Source organism: Pseudomonas sp. G7(2022), from assembly GCF_052660475.1.
On the sequence record NZ_CP109659.1, the window covers coordinates 6,268,663 to 6,286,758 of the forward strand.

16 protein-coding genes are annotated in these 18,096 nt (G+C 61.1%); 9 read left to right on the top strand and 7 right to left on the bottom strand.

Annotated features, from left to right (window positions below; all coding sequences use genetic code 11):
* Positions 1 to 151 precede the first annotated feature (151 nt).
* Complete coding sequence (locus tag NE357_RS28840; RefSeq protein WP_169432534.1) at positions 152 to 526, top strand: glutamine synthetase; 375 nt, start codon at positions 152 to 154, stop codon at positions 524 to 526.
* Here NE357_RS28840 and NE357_RS28845 read toward each other — a convergent pair.
* Positions 523 to 1,722 (bottom strand): N-acetylmuramoyl-L-alanine amidase, encoded by a 1,200-nt coding sequence (locus tag NE357_RS28845; protein WP_169432535.1) that lies wholly within the window; start codon positions 1,720 to 1,722, stop codon positions 523 to 525. The genes NE357_RS28840 and NE357_RS28845 overlap by 4 nt on opposite strands.
* Positions 1,723 to 1,806: 84 nt before the next feature.
* Here NE357_RS28845 and folE2 point away from each other — a divergent pair, with 84 nt between their 5' ends.
* From folE2 to NE357_RS28875, 6 genes are read left to right on the top strand one after another with little or no spacing between them, the layout of a single operon-like run.
* A complete protein-coding gene (folE2, locus tag NE357_RS28850; protein ID WP_169432536.1) occupies positions 1,807 to 2,703 on the top strand; it encodes a GTP cyclohydrolase FolE2 in 897 nt (298 codons plus the stop codon).
* A complete protein-coding gene (locus tag NE357_RS28855; protein WP_169432537.1) occupies positions 2,700 to 3,368 on the top strand; it encodes a metal ABC transporter ATP-binding protein in 669 nt (222 codons plus the stop codon). Before folE2 ends, NE357_RS28855 begins: the two co-directional genes overlap by 4 nt.
* Positions 3,368 to 4,234, top strand: a complete 867-nt coding sequence (locus NE357_RS28860) for a metal ABC transporter permease (RefSeq protein ID WP_169432538.1) — start codon at positions 3,368 to 3,370, stop codon at positions 4,232 to 4,234. Before NE357_RS28855 ends, NE357_RS28860 begins: the two co-directional genes overlap by 1 nt.
* 11 nt (positions 4,235 to 4,245) lie before the next feature.
* On the top strand, positions 4,246 to 5,121 hold the full coding sequence (locus tag NE357_RS28865) for a metal ABC transporter substrate-binding protein (protein WP_169432539.1): 876 nt from the start codon (positions 4,246 to 4,248) through the stop codon (positions 5,119 to 5,121).
* A complete protein-coding gene (locus NE357_RS28870) occupies positions 5,118 to 5,678 on the top strand; it encodes a gamma carbonic anhydrase family protein (protein ID WP_169432540.1) in 561 nt (186 codons plus the stop codon). The genes NE357_RS28865 and NE357_RS28870 overlap by 4 nt, the downstream gene beginning before the upstream one ends.
* Before the next feature lie 3 nt (positions 5,679 to 5,681).
* Complete coding sequence (locus tag NE357_RS28875; RefSeq protein ID WP_169432541.1) at positions 5,682 to 7,019, top strand: dihydroorotase; 1,338 nt, start codon at positions 5,682 to 5,684, stop codon at positions 7,017 to 7,019.
* Positions 7,020 to 7,056: 37 nt separating this feature from the next.
* Here the strand turns inward: NE357_RS28875 and NE357_RS28880 are convergent, their stop codons facing one another.
* Entirely contained in the window at positions 7,057 to 7,575 is a 519-nt protein-coding gene (locus tag NE357_RS28880) for a DUF3617 domain-containing protein (protein WP_169432542.1), read from the bottom strand.
* Positions 7,576 to 7,721: 146 nt separating this feature from the next.
* On the opposite strand from NE357_RS28880, the gene cls reads away from it, so the two are divergent.
* Entirely contained in the window at positions 7,722 to 9,161 is a 1,440-nt protein-coding gene (gene cls, locus NE357_RS28885) for a cardiolipin synthase (protein ID WP_169432543.1), read from the top strand.
* A gap of 1 nt (position 9,162) precedes the next feature.
* Here the strand turns inward: cls and cfaB are convergent, their stop codons facing one another.
* The 5 genes from cfaB to hflK (NE357_RS28910) form a co-directional block, all read right to left on the bottom strand.
* Positions 9,163 to 10,350, bottom strand: a complete 1,188-nt coding sequence (gene cfaB / locus NE357_RS28890) for a C17 cyclopropane fatty acid synthase CfaB (RefSeq protein WP_169432544.1) — start codon at positions 10,348 to 10,350, stop codon at positions 9,163 to 9,165.
* A gap of 177 nt (positions 10,351 to 10,527) precedes the next feature.
* Entirely contained in the window at positions 10,528 to 12,435 is a 1,908-nt protein-coding gene (locus NE357_RS28895; protein ID WP_169432545.1) for a heavy metal translocating P-type ATPase, read from the bottom strand.
* A complete protein-coding gene (gene hflK / locus NE357_RS28900) occupies positions 12,432 to 13,484 on the bottom strand; it encodes a protease modulator HflK (RefSeq protein ID WP_169432546.1) in 1,053 nt (350 codons plus the stop codon). The genes NE357_RS28895 and hflK (NE357_RS28900) overlap by 4 nt, the downstream gene beginning before the upstream one ends.
* A complete protein-coding gene (gene hflC / locus NE357_RS28905; protein ID WP_169432547.1) occupies positions 13,481 to 14,521 on the bottom strand; it encodes a protease modulator HflC in 1,041 nt (346 codons plus the stop codon). The genes hflK (NE357_RS28900) and hflC overlap by 4 nt, the downstream gene beginning before the upstream one ends.
* Positions 14,518 to 16,476 (bottom strand): protease modulator HflK, encoded by a 1,959-nt coding sequence (gene hflK, locus NE357_RS28910; RefSeq protein WP_169432727.1) that lies wholly within the window; start codon positions 16,474 to 16,476, stop codon positions 14,518 to 14,520. Before hflK (NE357_RS28910) ends, hflC begins: the two co-directional genes overlap by 4 nt.
* A gap of 193 nt (positions 16,477 to 16,669) precedes the next feature.
* On the opposite strand from hflK (NE357_RS28910), the gene lpdA reads away from it, so the two are divergent.
* Positions 16,670 to 18,070 (top strand): dihydrolipoyl dehydrogenase, encoded by a 1,401-nt coding sequence (lpdA, locus tag NE357_RS28915; protein ID WP_169432548.1) that lies wholly within the window; start codon positions 16,670 to 16,672, stop codon positions 18,068 to 18,070.
* The last annotated feature ends 26 nt before the right edge of the window (positions 18,071 to 18,096 follow it).

Sequence of the window (18,096 nt, forward strand, 5' to 3'; positions counted from 1 at the left end):
TTAGCGAGTGACGCGGGCATAGGTAAGGCAAACCCGTGGAAAGCCGAAGTGATTTTAATGTTATAGTATAACAATAACAGCAATCCACATTCTTCTTGCCGAGAATGGCAAAGGACTGGAAGCTGCTAGCTCTTCCCCGTCGGGTCGCCTCATGAAAACTGCGCTGAAATGCTCACTCTTTGGTCTCGCCCTGCTGACCCTCGATGCATGGGGACAAGTTCCGGGACTCGCTACCTGCACGCGCAGCGCCAACCTGCTGGCGTGCGTCGATGCCAATGGCAATGCCTATAGCGTCAACACCGCCGGCAAGACGATTTACCTACGGGGTTTCGAGAAGATCGGCCAACGATATTGGGCGCAAACCAACAGCATTTACGGGCAGTTGACGTTCTTCACGGGGGTTGCTTCCGACGGCGAGGCCTGGGTCGGTTACAACCGCCGGGTGGGCTGGACAACAATCAACCGCTTTTCCAGCTCCGGCGGAAGTACCGGAAGCTTCACCTGCAACCGACTCACGGGCTGCTAGACACGCACTTGTTGCTGCTCCTGCTGCCAAGCGATGTAGCTGTCAGCTGGCGGGTTTTTCTGGAAATAGCGCTGCAATCCTTCGAAAAGACCGTCAGCAACCGCTTGCTGATGGCGCGCCGTGACCAGTCGCTGGCTGTCCCGCGCGTTGGAGATAAACCCGGTTTCCACCAGAATCGATGGCACATCGGGCGACTTCAACACCGCAAATCCCGCTTGTTCCACACGTTTTTGATGCAGGGTGGTGATACCCGCCAGGCTACCCAGTACCGTGCTGCCTAATTGCAAACTGGCGGCGATCGTGGCGTTCATCGACATATCGAGGATGACTCCGGCGAGCATCGGATCCTTGTCCTTGAGATTCAGCAGGCTGGTTGCACCGAGCAGATCCGCACCATTTTCCCGTTGAGCCATGAAGCGCGCAGTGGCTGAAGTCGCGCCACCTTCAGACAAGCAATACACAGACGCCCCCGAAGCCGTGAGGCGCGGCGCGGCATCCGCGTGCACAGAAATGAACATGTCGGCCTTGTGCTGGCGGGCAATATCAACCCGCTTGCGCAGCGGCACGAAGAAATCGTCATTGCGCACAAGCTTCACATCGAAGCCCTTCTCCCGCTTCAAGCGACGCGCGAGCAACTGGGAAATCGAAAGCACAACGTCCTTCTCACGCTCGCCTTTTGCACCGACTGCACCGGGATCTTTGCCGCCATGGCCAGGGTCGACCACGACAATAATGTCTCGTTTTGGATGATTGGTTTTTCCCGGTGTTTCACGTGGAACGCTCGGTGCTGCGACTTTTGAAGCGCTCAAAAGATCCAGAACCAGGCGATGCCCCTGACCATCCTGAGGCGCCAGCAGGAAGGTATTGAGCTGAACCGGACCACTCAAATCCAGAACGATTCGGGTATCGCCCTTACCAAAATGCCCCGATCGGATGCTGCGAATAACCGTTTCGCTGAGCGCCAATTGACTGAAATCACCACTCAAGCTGGCCCCACTCAGATCAATGATCAGGCGATCCGGCGCACTCAGCGTGAACGTTTTGTAGCTGACCGGCCCGCTCAAATCAAAGACCAGCCGAAGCTTGTCATCCGAACGCCAGAGGCGTGCATTGCGAATTTGTGTGGCGCTGACACTGAATGGAAAAGCCAACGCAGCGCTGGCCAACATCAGGTTAAGCAAATGGCGTCTGTGCATATGAAAGCCCGTTCATGAAAAAGGCATCGTGATTTGAATTGTTATAATGTAACATCAAATTCAATCAACACGATGGTACTGAACATGAATGCGCTGACGCTGCCGGATATCGCCGCGCAAGCCGCCCGACAGGCCTTGCCGCTTGATTGGGTGGGAATGCGTGGCATCGCTCTACCTGTCTTTATCGAAGGCCAACGCCTGGCAGCAAAAGCCGATGCAGGTGTCAGCCTCGATGACGGCGAAGCCCGTGGCATTCACATGTCACGGTTGTATTTGGCGCTGGAAAGGCTGGAACAAAAAAACCTCACCCCCGCACTTCTGCACCAGGTTTTGCAGCGTTTTCTCGACAGCCATGAAGGCCTGGCCAACAGCGCCTATTTGGATATCCATACCGATTTGCTGCTCAGAAGGCCCGCATTGGTCAGCCCATTGGCAGGATGGAAAACCTATCCGGTGACTATTGCAGCCACTCTGAAAAACACAGTGTTCCACGTGGAACTGAAAATCGAAGTGGCCTATTCCTCGACATGCCCCTGCTCAGCCGCTCTGGCGAGGCAATTGATCCAGCAGCAATTCGTCGACGATTTCGCCAACAAGCCGTTGCAACATGCCGAAGTCCTGGCCTGGCTGGGCTCGACTCAGGGGATCGTCGCAACCCCACACAGCCAACGCAGCACCGCACAACTGCATCTGCACCTGGATGAATTTGTTGATGGTTTACCACTGACCTCGGCAATCAACGACGCCGAAGCGGCCCTGGGCACCGCGGTGCAAACTGCCGTGAAACGCGCCGACGAACAAGCCTTCGCCCTCGCCAACGGCCAGAACCTGATGTTCTGCGAAGACGCCGCTCGCCGCCTGAATCTGGCGTTGCGTCGTTCACCCGGCATCCGCGAGTTCCACCTGCGCGTGATACATGCCGAAAGCCTCCACGCCCACAATGCAGTCGCTGAAAGTCACTGGCGACGGGAGACCGCATGATCCGCCTGCAGTCTCTGAGTTGGGGTGCCCCCGGCCAACCGCTCACGCCGCCGCTGAGCCTTCAACTGGAGAGCGGCAGCATGACCGCCATCATCGGCGTCAACGGCAGCGGTAAAAGCAGCCTGCTAAAAGTCATCGCCGGACTCCAAAGGCCTTTGGCCGGCGCCGTCGCATTGGGTGTTCCTCGCCAAAGCGGTTTGTCTTTCCTCCCCCAACAGCAGCACCTGGATCGACAGTTCCCGATCAGCCTTCAGGAACTGGTTGCCGCCGGTTTCTGGGGACGTCGACTGTCAACGCAATTACGGGCGCAACGCCTCACCCAGGCACTTGAAGATTGGCACTTGAGCGGCCTTGAACAGCGCCCGTTGATGGCACTCTCCGGCGGTGAACTGCAACGTGCCCTGCTCGCTCGCTTGAGCCTGACCGACACGCCGGTGCTCCTGCTCGACGAGCCCCATGCTGCACTGGATGAGTTCGGTCAGGCATTGCTCTGGCAACACCTCCACACCTGGCATGCGCAAGGCCGGACGCTGGTCATGGTGGGCCACGACCTCGCCGCTGTCCGCCAACACATTCCACAAACCCTGCTGATCAAAAACAGCGGCTGCGTGTTCGGCCCCAGTGTCGAACTGATTCAGCAAACACCCAACGTGCAGGTCGCCTGATGCTCAGCGCCACTCATTTCTGGCAACCATTTCTCGAGTTCGTGTTCATGCGCCGGGCACTGCTCGGCGGTTTGCTGCTGGCGTGCAGCACCGCTCCATTAGGCGTGTTCCTGATCCTGCGGCGCATGAGCCTGATCGGCGACGCCGTCGCCCACGGCATCCTTCCCGGTGCGGCGCTGGGCTTCTGGTTTGCCGGCCTGAGTCTACCCGCGCTGACCCTGGGTGGCCTCGGCGCCGGTCTGAGCATGGCCGGACTCGCCGCATGGATCACTCGTCGTACCGGCCTGCGCGAAGACGCCAGCCTCGCGGCGATCTACCCGATCTCTCTGGCCAGCGGCGTGCTGATTCTGGGCATCGCCGGCAAACGGCTCGACCTGCTGCACTTGCTGTTCGGTTCGGCACTGGCGGTCGACGGTCCCACCCTGAACGGAATGTTGGGCGTTTCGCTGCTGAGCCTGATTGCCATGGCGCTGATCTACCGCCCGCTACTGCTCGACACCCTCGATCCGCTGTTTCTGCGCACCGTCAGCCGACTCGGTCCGATCGCCCACGGCGTGTTCCTGACGCTGGTGGTGCTCAACCTGGTCATCGGCTTCCAGGCCATCGGCGCGCTGATGGTGGTCGGACTGATGATGCTGCCCGCCGCCGCTTCACGCTTCTGGAGCCGGCGTCTGCCAATCCTGATCGCCATCGCCGCAGCCATCGGTTGCCTGTCGGTGTGGCTCGGCCTGTTGCTGTCGTTCTACTACTCGCTGCCCAGCGGTCCAGCCATCGTGCTGGTCGCAGGCATCGGTTACCTGTTGTCCGTGGTACTCGGGCCGGTTCACGGCCTGCTGCGCCGCCCGCCCTTGCTCACATCCCAATGAGGTGTTTCCCGATGCGCGCTCTACTTGTGTTGTTCAGCCTGATGCTGTCGATGTCATTGTCGGCGGCGGAAAAACTGCCGGTGGTCACCAGTTTCAGCATCCTTGCCGACATGATGCATCAGGTCGGCGGCGAGCATATCCAGATCACCAACATGGTCGGGCCAGACGCCGATGCCCACACCTACGAACCGACGCCGGACGATGCCAAGGCACTTCTGAAAGCGAAACTGATCGTCAAGAACGGACTGGGTTTCGAGCCATGGCTGGACCGACTGGTGACCAGCACCGACACCAAAGCCACAGTCATCAGCGCCAGCCATGGAGTGATTCCCCGCTCGCTGGATGAGGACGGCGAAACCGTTCCCGACCCTCACGCCTGGCACAACCTGGCCAACACCGAGTTGTATGTCGCCAACATCACCAAGGCACTGATCGCCGCCGACCCGGCGAACAAGGCCGACTACCAACGCAACAGCAAGGCCTACCTGCAACAGATCCATGCCCTCCTCGCCGAAGCCAAGGCCAAGCTCGGTTCACTGCCGCCGGGCAATCGCAAGATCGTCACCAGCCACGATGCCTTCGGTTATCTGGGGCAAGCCTACGGAATCGACTTCATGGCACCGCAAGGCCTGTCCACCGAGCGTGAACCTTCTGCCGCCGAGGTCGCCGCGCTGATCACCCAGATCCGTCAGGCCAAGGTCAAAGCTGTGTTCATGGAAAACATCAAGGACGCGCGCCTGCTCAAACAGATTGCCGACGAAAGCGGCGCGCACATCGGTGGCACGCTGTACTCCGACGCCCTCGCCGCTTCGGGTCCGGCCAGCACGTTCACCGGCCTGTTCGAATACAACCTCAACACTCTTTACGACGCCCTGAGCCAACCATGATCCGCAAAAACCCTTCCGGCGATCTGCCGCAAATTGCCGAGTCTGCCTACGTCGATAAAACCGCAATCATCTGCGGCAAAGTGGTGATCGGCGAAAACGTATTCGTCGGCCCCTACGCGGTCATTCGTGCTGATGAAGTGGACGCCTCGGGCGAGATGGAGCCGATCACCATCGGCGCCAACTCGAACATTCAGGATGGTGTGGTGATTCACTCCAAGTCCGGCGCGGCGGTGACCATCGGCGAGTTCAGCTCCATCGCCCACCGCTCGATCGTGCATGGCCCGTGCAAGGTCGGCGACCGAGTGTTCATCGGCTTCAACAGCGTGCTGTTCAATTGTGTGGTGGGCAATGGTTGCGTGGTGCGACACAACTCGGTGGTCGATGGCCGGGATCTGCCGGATGCGTTCTACGTGCCCTCCACCACCCGCATCGGCCCGGGCACCGACCTCTCGCAATACCCACCGGTGAGCGTCAGCGCTTCGGAGTTTTCCGAAGACGTGGCACGCACCAACGTCGATCTGGTGCGCGGCTACAAGGCCCTGCAGAACGAGTTCTGAACCATGAACAGTGTGCTGATTCGCAATGCACGCCTGGTTGATGACGGGCATGAGTTCTACGCCGATCTGCTGGTCAGCCACGGTCGCATCGTCAAGATCGGCCGCAGCATCTTCGGAGAAAACGCCACACTGGAAATCGACGCCAACGGCCAATGGCTGCTGCCTGGAATGATCGACGACCAGGTACATTTCCGTGAGCCGGGCTCGCCAGCAAAAGGCAGCATCTACACAGAATCCCGCGCAGCCGTGGCCGGTGGCATCACCAGTTTCATGGACATGCCCAACACCAACCCGGCCACCCTCACCCTCGAAGCGCTGGCCGACAAAAAACGTCGGGCAGCGATCAACTCGGTGGCCAACTACGGCTTTCACTTCGGCGTCAGTCACGACAACCTGGACACTGTCGCGGCGCTCAATCCAAGTGAAGTGGCCGGGGTCAAAGTGTTCATGGGGGCGTCGACCGGCAACCTGCTGGTTGATGACCCCAAAACACTGGAGCGATTGTTCGCCGAGGTGCCGACGATCCTGCTGGCCCATTGCGAACACACGCCGAGCATCGAGGCCAACACCGTCAGATTGCGCGAGCAGTTCGGTGAACATCTCCCTCCCGACGCCCATGCGCTGATCCGTAATGCCGAGGCTTGCTATCGCTCTTCTTCACTGGCGGTGGAACTCGCCAAACGCCATGGGACTCGCCTGCACGTGCTGCACCTGACCACCGCCCGGGAGCTGGAGCTGTTCGAAAACAAACCTCTGGCACACAAACGCATCACGGCGGAAGTCTGCCTGCATCACCTGCTGTTCGATGACCGCGACTACCCGGACCTCGGCAACCAGATCAAATGCAACCCGGCGATCAAAAGCCAGGCTGATCGCGATGCCCTGCGTCTGGCCTTGTCGAGCAATCGACTGGACGTGATCGGCAGCGATCACGCCCCGCATACCTGGGCGGAGAAACAGCTGTCATATGCCCAGGCACCGTCTGGTCTGCCACTGGTGCAACAGGCGTTGCCGGCGTTGTTGGAGCTGGTGGCAGATGGCGTGCTGCCGATCACCACGCTGGTGGCGAAGACCAGTCACCGGGTGGCGGATCTGTTTGCCATTCCGGATCGCGGTTATTTGAGGGAGGGTTATTGGGCGGATCTGGTATTGATTCAGCCGGAGCCCGAGGGTGTCGCGGTATCACGACAACCGATTCTGTCGCAGTGCGGGTGGACGCCATTTGCCCGTCGCAGCTTTCGCCACCGGGTGAGTACGACGCTGGTGTCGGGACAGGTTGCGTGGCACGACAACCGGCTGCATGACGGATGCCAGGGATTGCCGCTGCGATTCATGCGCTAAAAAAAGCCCCCACAATATTGTGGGGGCGGTTCGATGTTCAGGCTCTTGGTTTGACGGTGCCGCAGTCCTGACCCAGCCACACGGCACGGGTTTCCAGACTGCCCTTCTGGTTGATCCCGATGGCATTGAACGTGCCGTTGGCAATGGTGGTGAACTCACGGTCGCTGACGAACGTAGCCACACCGTTGCCAGACGCTCGCGGGCAACTGAAACGGAATTTCCACTGGTTACCGTTGCGCTCGGTGATCTGCTGTTTGCACCCCGACTGCGGGTCAGCCAAGGGAATATCATTGGTCGCCACTTGCTGCGGCGTCAGGCAGGCACGAATACCCTTGCCACCGATGTTGATGCCTTGCTTCTCCAGCTGCGCCCGTTGTTGCGGGGTGATCTGGCCCTGAATCTGGCCGAGGATCGATTGCACGTCCATGGCCTGATCATCGACCTTCACATTGCTCGATGTCATTTCCCACAACCCCGGCTGCAGCATTTGCGCCTGAGCCACCAACGGCAAGGCCAACCCCAGACCCAGCGCCAAACCCAGCAGACGAACGTTCATTGCAAAACTCCTGATCAGTAGTGGCCGTTAGACGCCGGCCGCTTGTTTCGGTTCATGGCCTGCTTTCATGGCTAAAAAGAAAATAGCGACAACCGCAAAGGAACATGGTCTGTTAAGCATTGAATCTTCAGGAGCAAGGTTGCCCCATGGATTATTTTGGACCGCATATCTTCGGTTATCTGATCGCGCTGATACATAGCCTGGGCACAATTGCCGCCATCCATGCGGTGCTGACCGTCCGCACGGCGCAAGGCGCGATCGCCTGGGCGCTGTCGCTGATCTTCATTCCCTATCTCACCCTCATCCCCTATCTGGTGTTCGGTCGAAGCACCTTCGACGGTTATATCAAGGCCCGACGTCAGGCCAACGAACAAATGCGCCAGGCCGTTTCCGAACTGAACTGGCGGCCCTGGGTAGAAGAAGCCCTGACCGCTCGCGCCTCCAATGCCTACGACTCATTGCGGGCGATGCCGAAGCTCGGCCGCATGCCGTGTCTGGCCAACAATGAAGTGCAATTGCTGATCAACGGCACCGCCACCTTCGAAGCGATTTTCCACGCAATCAGCCAGGCACGGGAAGCTGTGCTGATTCAGTTTTTCATCATTCACGACGATCGCCTCGGCCAGCGCCTGCACGAACTGCTGCTGAAGAAAGCCGCCGAAGGAGTCGCGATTCATCTGCTGTACGACCGCATTGGCAGCCATGCCCTGCCCCACAGCTACGTGCAGGCACTTCGCGATGGCGGGGTCGAGGTGAAGGCATTCGCCACCCGCAGCGGCTGGCTCAATCGCTTCCAGGTGAATTTTCGCAACCATCGCAAGATTGTCGTGGTCGACGGAATGATCGGCTTCGTTGGCGGGCACAACGTCGGCGACGAATACATGGGCGAAAAACCACCTCTGGCGCCATGGCGCGACACCCACGTTCAGGTGCGCGGGCCGGTGGTCGCCTGCATGCAGGAGTCATTTGCCGAAGACTGGTTCTGGGCTGCCCGTACACTGCCCCCGCTGATCCTGCCGGAGGTGTACCCGGAAGACGGCGTGCTCTGCCAGTTGCTCGCCAGCGGCCCGGCGGATGCCTACGAAACCTGCTCACTGTTTTTCGTCGAAGCCATCCATGCCGCGACTGAACGCGTGTGGATTACCAGCCCTTACTTCATCCCCGACGAAGCCGTTTTCGCTGCGCTGCGCCTCGCCGTCCTGCGCGGTGTCGATGTGCGGTTGCTGCTGCCGTCGCGTCCTGATCACCGCATCGTCTACGCCGCATCGAGCCTTTATGCGTTCGAAGCGGTGCGCGCCGGGGTGCGGGTGTTCCGCTACGAACCGGGTTTCCTGCATCAGAAAGTGGTGTTGGTCGACAACGAAATCAGCGCCATCGGCAGCGCCAATCTGGACAACCGTTCTTTCCGGTTGAATTTCGAGGTGATGTTGCTGACGGTCGACAGCGAATTTGCCGGCCACGTGGAACAGATGCTCAACGAAGACTTCGCCCAAGCCTGTGAAATCGCCAAGGAAGAAGGCCGGGAAATCCACCGCCTGCAACAACTCGGCATGCGGATCGCCCGGCTGATTTCACCGATTCTCTAGCTCAAGGGTTGTAGATGTCGTCGCGGGTCCACGGCAGTTCATGGCTGCCATCGGCGTGGGCCTTCACCGCGAGGATCTGGTGCAGATTGATCCAGCCCCGGGCAAACGCGTAGGCGCATCCGGCCAGGTACAGACGCCAGATACGCAAAGCCTGATCTGGTACCAGCTTCGCGGCGGCTTCGAGATTGTCCTCCAGACGTTCGCTCCAGTGGTCCAGGGTGCGCGCGTAATGCAGACGCAGGCTCTCGACATCGACGATCTCCAGACCGGCCTCGCTGATCTGGGCCGAGATCATCGCCAGGTGCGGCAGCTCGCCGTTGGGGAACACGTATTTCTCGATGAAGTCCCCGGCACCGCGTCCCACCGGACGGCCATCGGTGTGCTTGGCGGTGATGCCGTGGTTCATCACCAGACCGCCCTCTTTCACCGCGCCGAACAGGGTTTTGCAGTACTCGGCCAGGTTGGCGTGGCCCACATGCTCGAACATGCCGACGCTGACCACTTTGTCGAACCGACCGTCCTGCGGCAGATCGCGGTAATCGAGCAGTTGCAGTTCGATCTGGTCTTCCAGGCCTTCAGCTTTGACGCGCTCCCGAGCCAGGGCCAACTGCTCCTTGCTCAGGGTGATACCAAAGACTTTGGCACCGAACTCACGGGCGGCGTAACGCGCCAGGCCGCCCCAGCCGCAGCCGACATCCAGCAGGTAGTCGCCCGGTTGCAAACGCAGCTTGCGACACAGATGCCGGAATTTGGCCTGCTGGGCCTGTTCGAGGGATTCGCTGCCAGTTTCGAAATAGGCGCAGGAGTACGCCATGTCGCTGTCCAGCCATAGCTGGTAGAACGCGTTGGACAGGTCGTAGTGATAAGAGATGGCCTTGGCGTCGGTTTCCTTGTCGTGGAGCGTGCGCACTGGCTGACTGTCTTCGTCCTCATCGAGCAGCGCGGAGCTCAGCTCATCGCACACCCGGATGACCTCGCTGATCGAACCCTCGAGTTCGAGTTTGCCCTCAACGAACGCCGCCCCCAGCGCGTCGAGACTTGGATGGGTCAACTGGGACACCATCAACGGGTCCTTGACCACGATGGTGACGCTGGGCGTCGGGCCCAGATTGAATTCATGGCCGTCCCAGAGTCGCAGGCGAAGCGGAAGCTGCAGATTCTGTAAGGCCGGTGGAAGTTGCGCGAGCATGGAATATCCCCCTGGTTTCAGACGTCTGATCTGAGGGTAGACCATCCTTGAAAATTAGCAGGCTATCGATTCAATAGTCGCCGCCTATGAGCCGAAATGGCTTTAACGTCACTGATCTCCCTGCTTCAGTGCGCCTTCTCAAATGACTGCAAGAGAGGCGCACAGTTCGAAAAATGATCAGTTCTGTTCGGTGAGTTTCAGCAGCGGCTCCTGAAACCGCAGCAAGCGGCCAGCGTTGCCCAACACCAGCAACGTGCTGAGGTTGTGCAGCAGCGCCGCGATCATCGCCCCGGCCGCGCCCAGCCAGCCGAACGCGGCGAACACGACGATGGCCAGCGTCCAGCCCAGACCGATGATCACGTTCACTTGAAGCGTGCGCCGGCATTGGCGACTCAGACGCACACAGGTGCCGAGCCGGCGCAGGTCGCTGCCGATCAGCACGATGTCGGCGGACGCCAGCGCAATGTCCGCACCGCCCGCTCCCATCGCAACACCTACCACCCCGGCCTTGAGTGCCAGCGAATCGTTGATGCCGTCGCCGACCACCATCGGCCGGAAACCGTTGTCGATTTCCTTCAGCACCCGATTGAGTTTGTCTTCAGGCAACGCCTGAGCTTCGACTTCATGCAGGCCGACATCACGCGCCAGGGTGTGCGCCACGCTCTGACGGTCGCCGGTCAGCAACAGTTGCCGACCGAGGCCCAGCTCGCGCAGTTCGCTCAAGGCGAATCGTGCTTCCGGTTTGACGCTGTCAGCCAGCAACAGCCAGGCGAGAAATTCACCATTCAAGGCTAGCCCGGCAATCGGGCCGTCGTGATCGGGAATCGATGTGGTCGGGATACCCAGTTGCGCAAACAACTCTGGGCGACCGAGGGCCGCTTCACCCTGCTCGGTCTTGGCCACCACACCCAATCCTTGCCGTTCGTGAATGTCGGTCAGCACCAGCACGTTGTCCGCGTGGACCAGACCGGCCAGTGCTCGACTGACCGGGTGACTGCTCGCAGCACCAAGGCTGGCGGCCAGTGCCATCACCGAATCGTGATCCGCCTGCGCGCTGTTGATCGACTGCAAACGCAACGTGCCGTAAGTCAGAGTTCCGGTCTTGTCCACCACCAGCGAAGTAAGGTCGGCCAGTTCTTCGAGAAAAGCCGAACTGCGGATCAGAATCCCGTGACGCGCCGCAACCGCCACACCGGCAATCGCCGTGGCCGGTGCCGACAACACCAGTGCACACGGACAGGCTGCGACCAGCACTGCCAGCATCGCCTGCGCATCGTTGGTGACAAACCAGGTCACCGCCGCCAACAGCAACACCAGCACCATATAGCTGCCGGCATAACGTTCCAGCAGCCGGGTGATCGGTGGTTTGGAACGCTCGGCGTTCTGCATCAGGGCGATGACCTTGCCCAGGGTCGATTCATCGCCGGTGCGGGTCACCTCGATACGCAGCAGCCCATCGAGGTTGATCGCCCCGCCGAAAACCGTCATTCCGACACCCGCCTCGACCGGCACCGACTCACCGGTGATCGAGGCGGTGTCGAGGCTGGCCTGACCGGACAACACGCGACCGTCCGCCGGGATCCGATCGCCGGCGCGGACTTCAACGGTGTCGCCGGCCTTGAGCGTGCCGTTATCGACTTCGATCACGGTGCCGTCCGCCTGGATTTTCCGTGCATGACTGCGAGTGAGCTGGCCCAGGGCATGAATCGCTTCCTGCGAGCCGATCACACTGCGTTCCTCCAGCACATGGCCGAAGATCATGATGATCGGCAACAGCGCGGCGGTCAGCAGATCACCAGTGGCCCAGGCACCGAGCATCGCCAATGCGATCAACTGGTCGGTGATGCCGTGCAGGCTCGGATAACGCAGGCTGAACCACGCCGAACGCATCACCGGCACCGCCACCAGCAAAGAAGCAAAACCCAACAGCAACTGACTGACCCCGGTTTGTTCCGGCATCAACCAGCGCCAGATCAGGCCAAGCCCGAGCAGGCCAAGGGCGAGCATCGCCAGGGTCAACTGGCGCGCAGCGCGACGTTGCTCGGCCGAGGACAACAGACTCGGTGCGGCGGTAGTGGCGGTCATTTACTGGCTCCCTGAATGATCAGGCGGGAATCGTCTTTCGGATCGACCGTGGTGACCGAACCGGCCTGGCCGAGAATCTTCGGTATCCGTTCGCGGTATAGGCGCAGCAGCATTTGCGGGTCGGTGCTCTGTTGCCGGGCCAGACTCAATACAGTGGCGGTATCGGCGGACGCTTTGGCCAGGCGTTCACCGGCCTGGGCATGGGCGACCTGCAAGGTGCGGTCGGCCAGTTCGTTGGCCGTCTGGGTGATTTTTTCAGCATCGGTGCGGGCATTGGCCACCGCTTTGTCAGCCTGTTGGCTGGCTGTCAGCACGGCATTGAACGCACCGACGGCCGGCTCGGGCAGACTTGATTGCACATCGACCCGCGCCACTTCGATACCGATGCCCTGCCCGCTTGCCTTCAATTCAGCCAAGCGACGATTGATGCCTTGCACCAGATCCCCGCGCAAGCGCTCGCGTCGTTCGGCGGCTTGATTGTCAGCGCCGATCAACTCCGGACGCGCCACCAGAATGGTGTCCAGATCCCGCGCCGCTGTCAGGGCCACCGCGCTGCGAGTCACCAATCGATCCAGCGCCGGCAACACATGGTCGCCTTGCAGCACGAAGTCATAGGGATCGGTGACCTTGTAAAACACCCGCACGTCCAGCTGCACCACACCGGCATCACCGGTGAGCAAATAGCCGGAACCGGCCAATGCATCGCTTATTGGCGTGGCGAATGTGGCGACGCGATCCGCCTGTATTGCAGCTGGACTGCGCAGCAAGTTTTCCACGCGACGTTCGATGACCCGATCTGCCGCCGGCAGCAAAACGACCTGTTCGAACGGCTGCGGCCAGGCCAATAACAACCCGGCATTCTGGATGCGATCCAGCGCACCGAAATGCATGACCACCGCACGATTTTGCGGATCGATCTGCCGCACATTGGAAAACGCCCAGGCCAACGCCGCCAGCACCGTCACTGCGTACAGGGCAAAAAACGCCAGACGTCCCGCCTGAATCCAGGGACTGTTCAACGAATTTGTTCCACGTGGAACCTCACTCATGGCTGCGTTCCGGTCTTGCTGTCCAGATTCGGCGGGCCGTCCACCAGCACGCGGAATGGCGCGGCATCAGTGCGCAGGATCAACTTCGTATCTGGCGTGACGATAGTGCCGAGGGTGTCCAGTGAGCGCAGCAAGTTGTACAGCTGCGGCGATCCGGCATAAGCACGACCATAAATCTGTGCGGCTTCGACCCGCGATTGCGCCTCGATTTCCGCCGCTTTCACGGTCGCGTCAGCCTGCACAATTCGGGCATCACGCTCGGCGCCGGAGCGAATCTGCGCAGCTTCACGCTTGCCAATTGCAGTGCGTTCAGTGGCGATGGTTTCACGCTCGGCGCGCATCCGGTCAACCGTCGCGGTGAGAGTCACTGATGGCAAGGTCAACCGCTCGATGCCCACTTGCACCACGCGTACGCCGTAAGTGGCGAGCAATTGCTGATCAATCTGCTGACGCAACTGCGCTTCGAAGTCGGCGATATGCACCTGGTTGGCATCGGTGTTGACCAGATTGGCCAGGTCGAAACTGCTGGCGGTGGTCTCCAGCGCCGAGCCGACAAAGGTGCGAATCTGCCGCGCCGCTTCGTCCGGCTGATTCTGTACTGCGCGCATGAACCGTTGGACGTTGTCCGCATCGCCCTGCACCTGCCACGCGACATACGCCTGCACGATGATGCGCAAACCGTCACGGGTGCCGACGTCCTGCAAGCCACTCGATGTCGTACGCAAACGCAGGTCCACCGGGATTGCCGCTTCGAACGGCGCCGGCCAGCGCCAACTCAGACCGGGCTCCAGCAAAACCCGGGACGGGTTGCCGAAGCGGGTGATGACGGTGGCTTCACCGGAGCGCACCTGCACCAGGCTTGCCGCTGCGATGGCGAACGCCACGAGCAACACTGCCCAGCCCATGCGTCGCCACGGGAAAGGCCCCGCCTCTTCCGGCGCCCCATGATGATGGTGATGCCCGTGATGGTGGTGGCCGCCATAAGCATGGTCGTGACCGCTGTGGTCATGGTGATCGTGAGTATGCGACTGGCTCAATGGGTGGCTCCTGGTTGAGCGGTGGTGCGCGCCGGCGTCGGGTCAGCCGGCAGCGTGAACGTACGCAGGTCGATGGTCGGCGCGTTGCTGCTGCCGCCCAGACGATGGTCGAGCACCAACAGTTTGGCTTTGCCCAGCCCCTGACTGAGCTGGCTGAGGTATTGCTCCAGCACGAAGGCCTGACCGGCGCTGGCGTAGGCTTTTTGCTCGGCGCTGAATTTCAGATCCGCCGCGCGGGCGGTCGAGCCGGTTTCGTGGGCATTGGCAGTGGCTTGGTCGCGAGCGAGGCTGGCCTGCAATTGCGCCTGATTGCTCGCTTCGGCCGCCGCCCCACGCTCGCGAGAGATCAACGCCTGGGCGCCAATCTGCGCCGCTTGCACGCTGTGATAAGCGTTGGCCGCACCGGCGGGTGGATGGATCGCTTCGACCACAGTGGCGAGAATTTCCACACCACTGTCGAGTTTCTGCAGATCGCTTTGCACCGCGCGGCCTATCTCGTCAGCCAGCCCAACCCTGTCCTGCCCCAGCAAACCGTCGAGGGTGCGCGATGCAAAATCGTGGACCAGAATCCGGCTCGCGGTGCTGCGGATCAGCGTCGGCACATCCGCGCTGTTATACGTCGCGGCCAACGCCGCCTGATCGCTGAGGCCGATGCGGTAGACGAAACGCACGTCCATATTGACGATCTGGAAGCTCTGTTGCTCGCCACGGCTGCTGGCGATGACCTGGGATTTATCGTTGACGTGGCTGGCATCCCACAAGCGGTTGGCGGTGATCGGGGCCGGACCTTCCGCCGGATCCGGCTGAACCGGCGCCGGGTTCTCGCCGACGCTGGTCGCCAATTCATGCACCACGCCATTCTCCACGCTCAACACCCGGCCCAACGGCCAGGGCAGACCGGCATGCAAACCCGGGCCGAACACCTGCACCGGTTTGCCGAAGCGCTCATAGATCCCACGGCTTTGCAGCGGGACTTCATGAATGCCGGTGAGCAACCAGCCCACCGTCGCCACCAGCACCAATACCGGCAAGAATGCGCGGCGCATGTAACTGAAGGCCCAGATCTGCCGCAGATCGATACCGAAGCGGTTGTGCAATTCGTGCTGCAAGGCGAGCAACGGTTGCGGTGTCCAGCGCAGCAGATCGGCGACGAAACTGCGGGCCAGCAGCACCGGTTCAAGTTGTTCGCGGCGCGGACTGAACAGCGACAACACGGCACGCAGCAGCAACTCCGCCGCGACCAGCCCCGGCAGGATGCCGATCAGCACCGCCAGCCGCACGGGCCACACCGAATTCTCGCTGGCAAACAGCAAGCACAACGCGCCCAGCACCAGGCTGATGATGGTCACGCGCGTTAGTTGCGCCAGCGCGCCGGCCTCGGGCCATTGCGCCGGGTTTTCCTGAGCCAGTTGCCGCTCCAGCACCAGCAGGCCGAACGCCAGCAACAGCGCAATCGCCGCGCCGACGGAGGCGGACAAGCCCACGGCAGTCGGTTGCAGCGTGAGATTCCACACCTGCTCGATGCCAAGCAACGCCAGCAGCGCCAGAGCGCCCAGCCACAATGTCGCTGCACCGATCTGCCCCAGTACATGCAGGCTGCGGCGGCTCAGCCGATCCAGCAGTCGCTCGTACCAGCCATCCGGCCCGGGCGTTTCTTCCTCGACGGTAACCGGCACCACCGGGTTGATCACCCGCGCCCGCCAATCGGCCACCCACCACGCCGATTGCAGCCCGGCGACCAGCACCAGCAACGCCGCGCTCTGATTGACCAACAGCGCCGGCCACAACGATTGCGAGGCGAACAGGCCAACAAAAAACGCCAGCACCACTTCGGCCACGGCCAACCCGCCAAGTCCAATGGCCAACCGGCGCAATCGGCGACCCTGGGCCGCCGCCTGCTGAAAGCGCGGCAAACCGGTCACTTGCGTGCCATCAACGTCCAGATCGACTTGCATATCCCCCCAAAAACCTCGGCTCACTGCACAACTCGTTACGATATAACGAAATCCGTGAAATATTTGTACTCAATTTCACATTCAAAGATGCCCAACCTGTCGCGTTCCTGAAGCCTTGACCGAAATGTCCGGAAACGCACATATTACGTACGTAATTTTTAGCGATCCGCATTCTTCAGCCAGGAGTAAGCGCATGAGCAACTATGACGTAGTGATTCTGGGCGGTGGGCCCGGCGGTTATAACGCAGCGATCCGCGCCGGCCAGTTGGGCCTGAAGGCCGCGTGTGTGGAAGGCCGTGCCACGCTGGGCGGCACCTGCCTCAACGTCGGTTGCATGCCGTCCAAGGCGTTGTTGCACGCGTCCGAACTGTACGATGCGGCGATGGGGGCGGAGTTCGCCAACCTCGGCATCGAGGTCAAACCGACGCTCAACCTCGCGCAAATGATGAAACAGAAGGACGAAAGCGTCACCGGCCTGACCAAAGGCATCGAATTCCTGTTCCGCAAGAACAAGGTCGACTGGATCAAGGGCTGGGGCCACATTGACGGTCCCGGCAAAGTCAGCGTGACCGGCGATCAGGGCAGCCGGATCGAACTGACCGCTACCGACATCGTCATCGCCACGGGTTCCGAGCCCACTCCCCTGCCCGGCGTGGCGATCGACAACCAGCGCATTCTCGACTCCACCGGCGCGTTGTCCTTGAGCGAAGTGCCCAAACATCTGGTGGTGATCGGTGCCGGCGTCATCGGCCTGGAACTGGGATCGGTCTGGCGGCGGCTCGGGGCGCAGGTGACGGTGGTGGAATACCTCGACCGCATCTGCCCCGGCGTGGACGGCGAAGCCGGCAAGACTTTGCAACGTTCACTGAGCAAACAGGGCATCACCTTCAAACTGAGTTCAAAAGTCACCAGCGCCACGTCCTCGGCCAGCGGCGTACAACTGAGCATCGAACCGGCAGCCGGCGGCGCCGCCGAACGGCTGGAAGCCGATTACGTGCTGGTCGCCATCGGCCGTCGCCCTTACACCCAAGGTCTGGGGCTGGAGAACGTCGGCCTGAGCACCGACAAACGCGGCATGCTCACCAACAAACACCATCGCACCGAGGCTCCTGGCGTGTGGGTGATCGGCGATGTCACGTCAGGGCCGATGCTGGCGCACAAGGCTGAAGACGAAGCCATGGCCTGCATCGAGCAGATCGTCGGCAAGGCGGGCGAGGTCAACTACAACCTGATCCCCAACGTGATCTACACCCGACCGGAACTGGCCAGCGTCGGCAAGACCGAGGAGCAGCTCAAGGCCGAAGGCCGGGCCTACAAGGTCGGCAAATTCCCGTTCACTGCCAACAGCCGGGCGAAGATCAATCACGAAACCGAAGGCTTTGCCAAAGTCCTCGCCGACGCGCACACCGACGAAGTCCTCGGCGTGCATCTGGTCGGCCCGAGCGTCAGTGAGATGATCGGTGAGTATTGCGTGGCCATGGAGTTCAGCGCATCGGCCGAGGATATTGCCCTGACCTGCCACCCCCACCCGACCCGTTCCGAGGCGCTGCGTCAGGCGGCCATGAATGTCGAAGGCATGGCGACGCAGATGTAAGCACTTCGCGCAGACTTCCCGCGCAA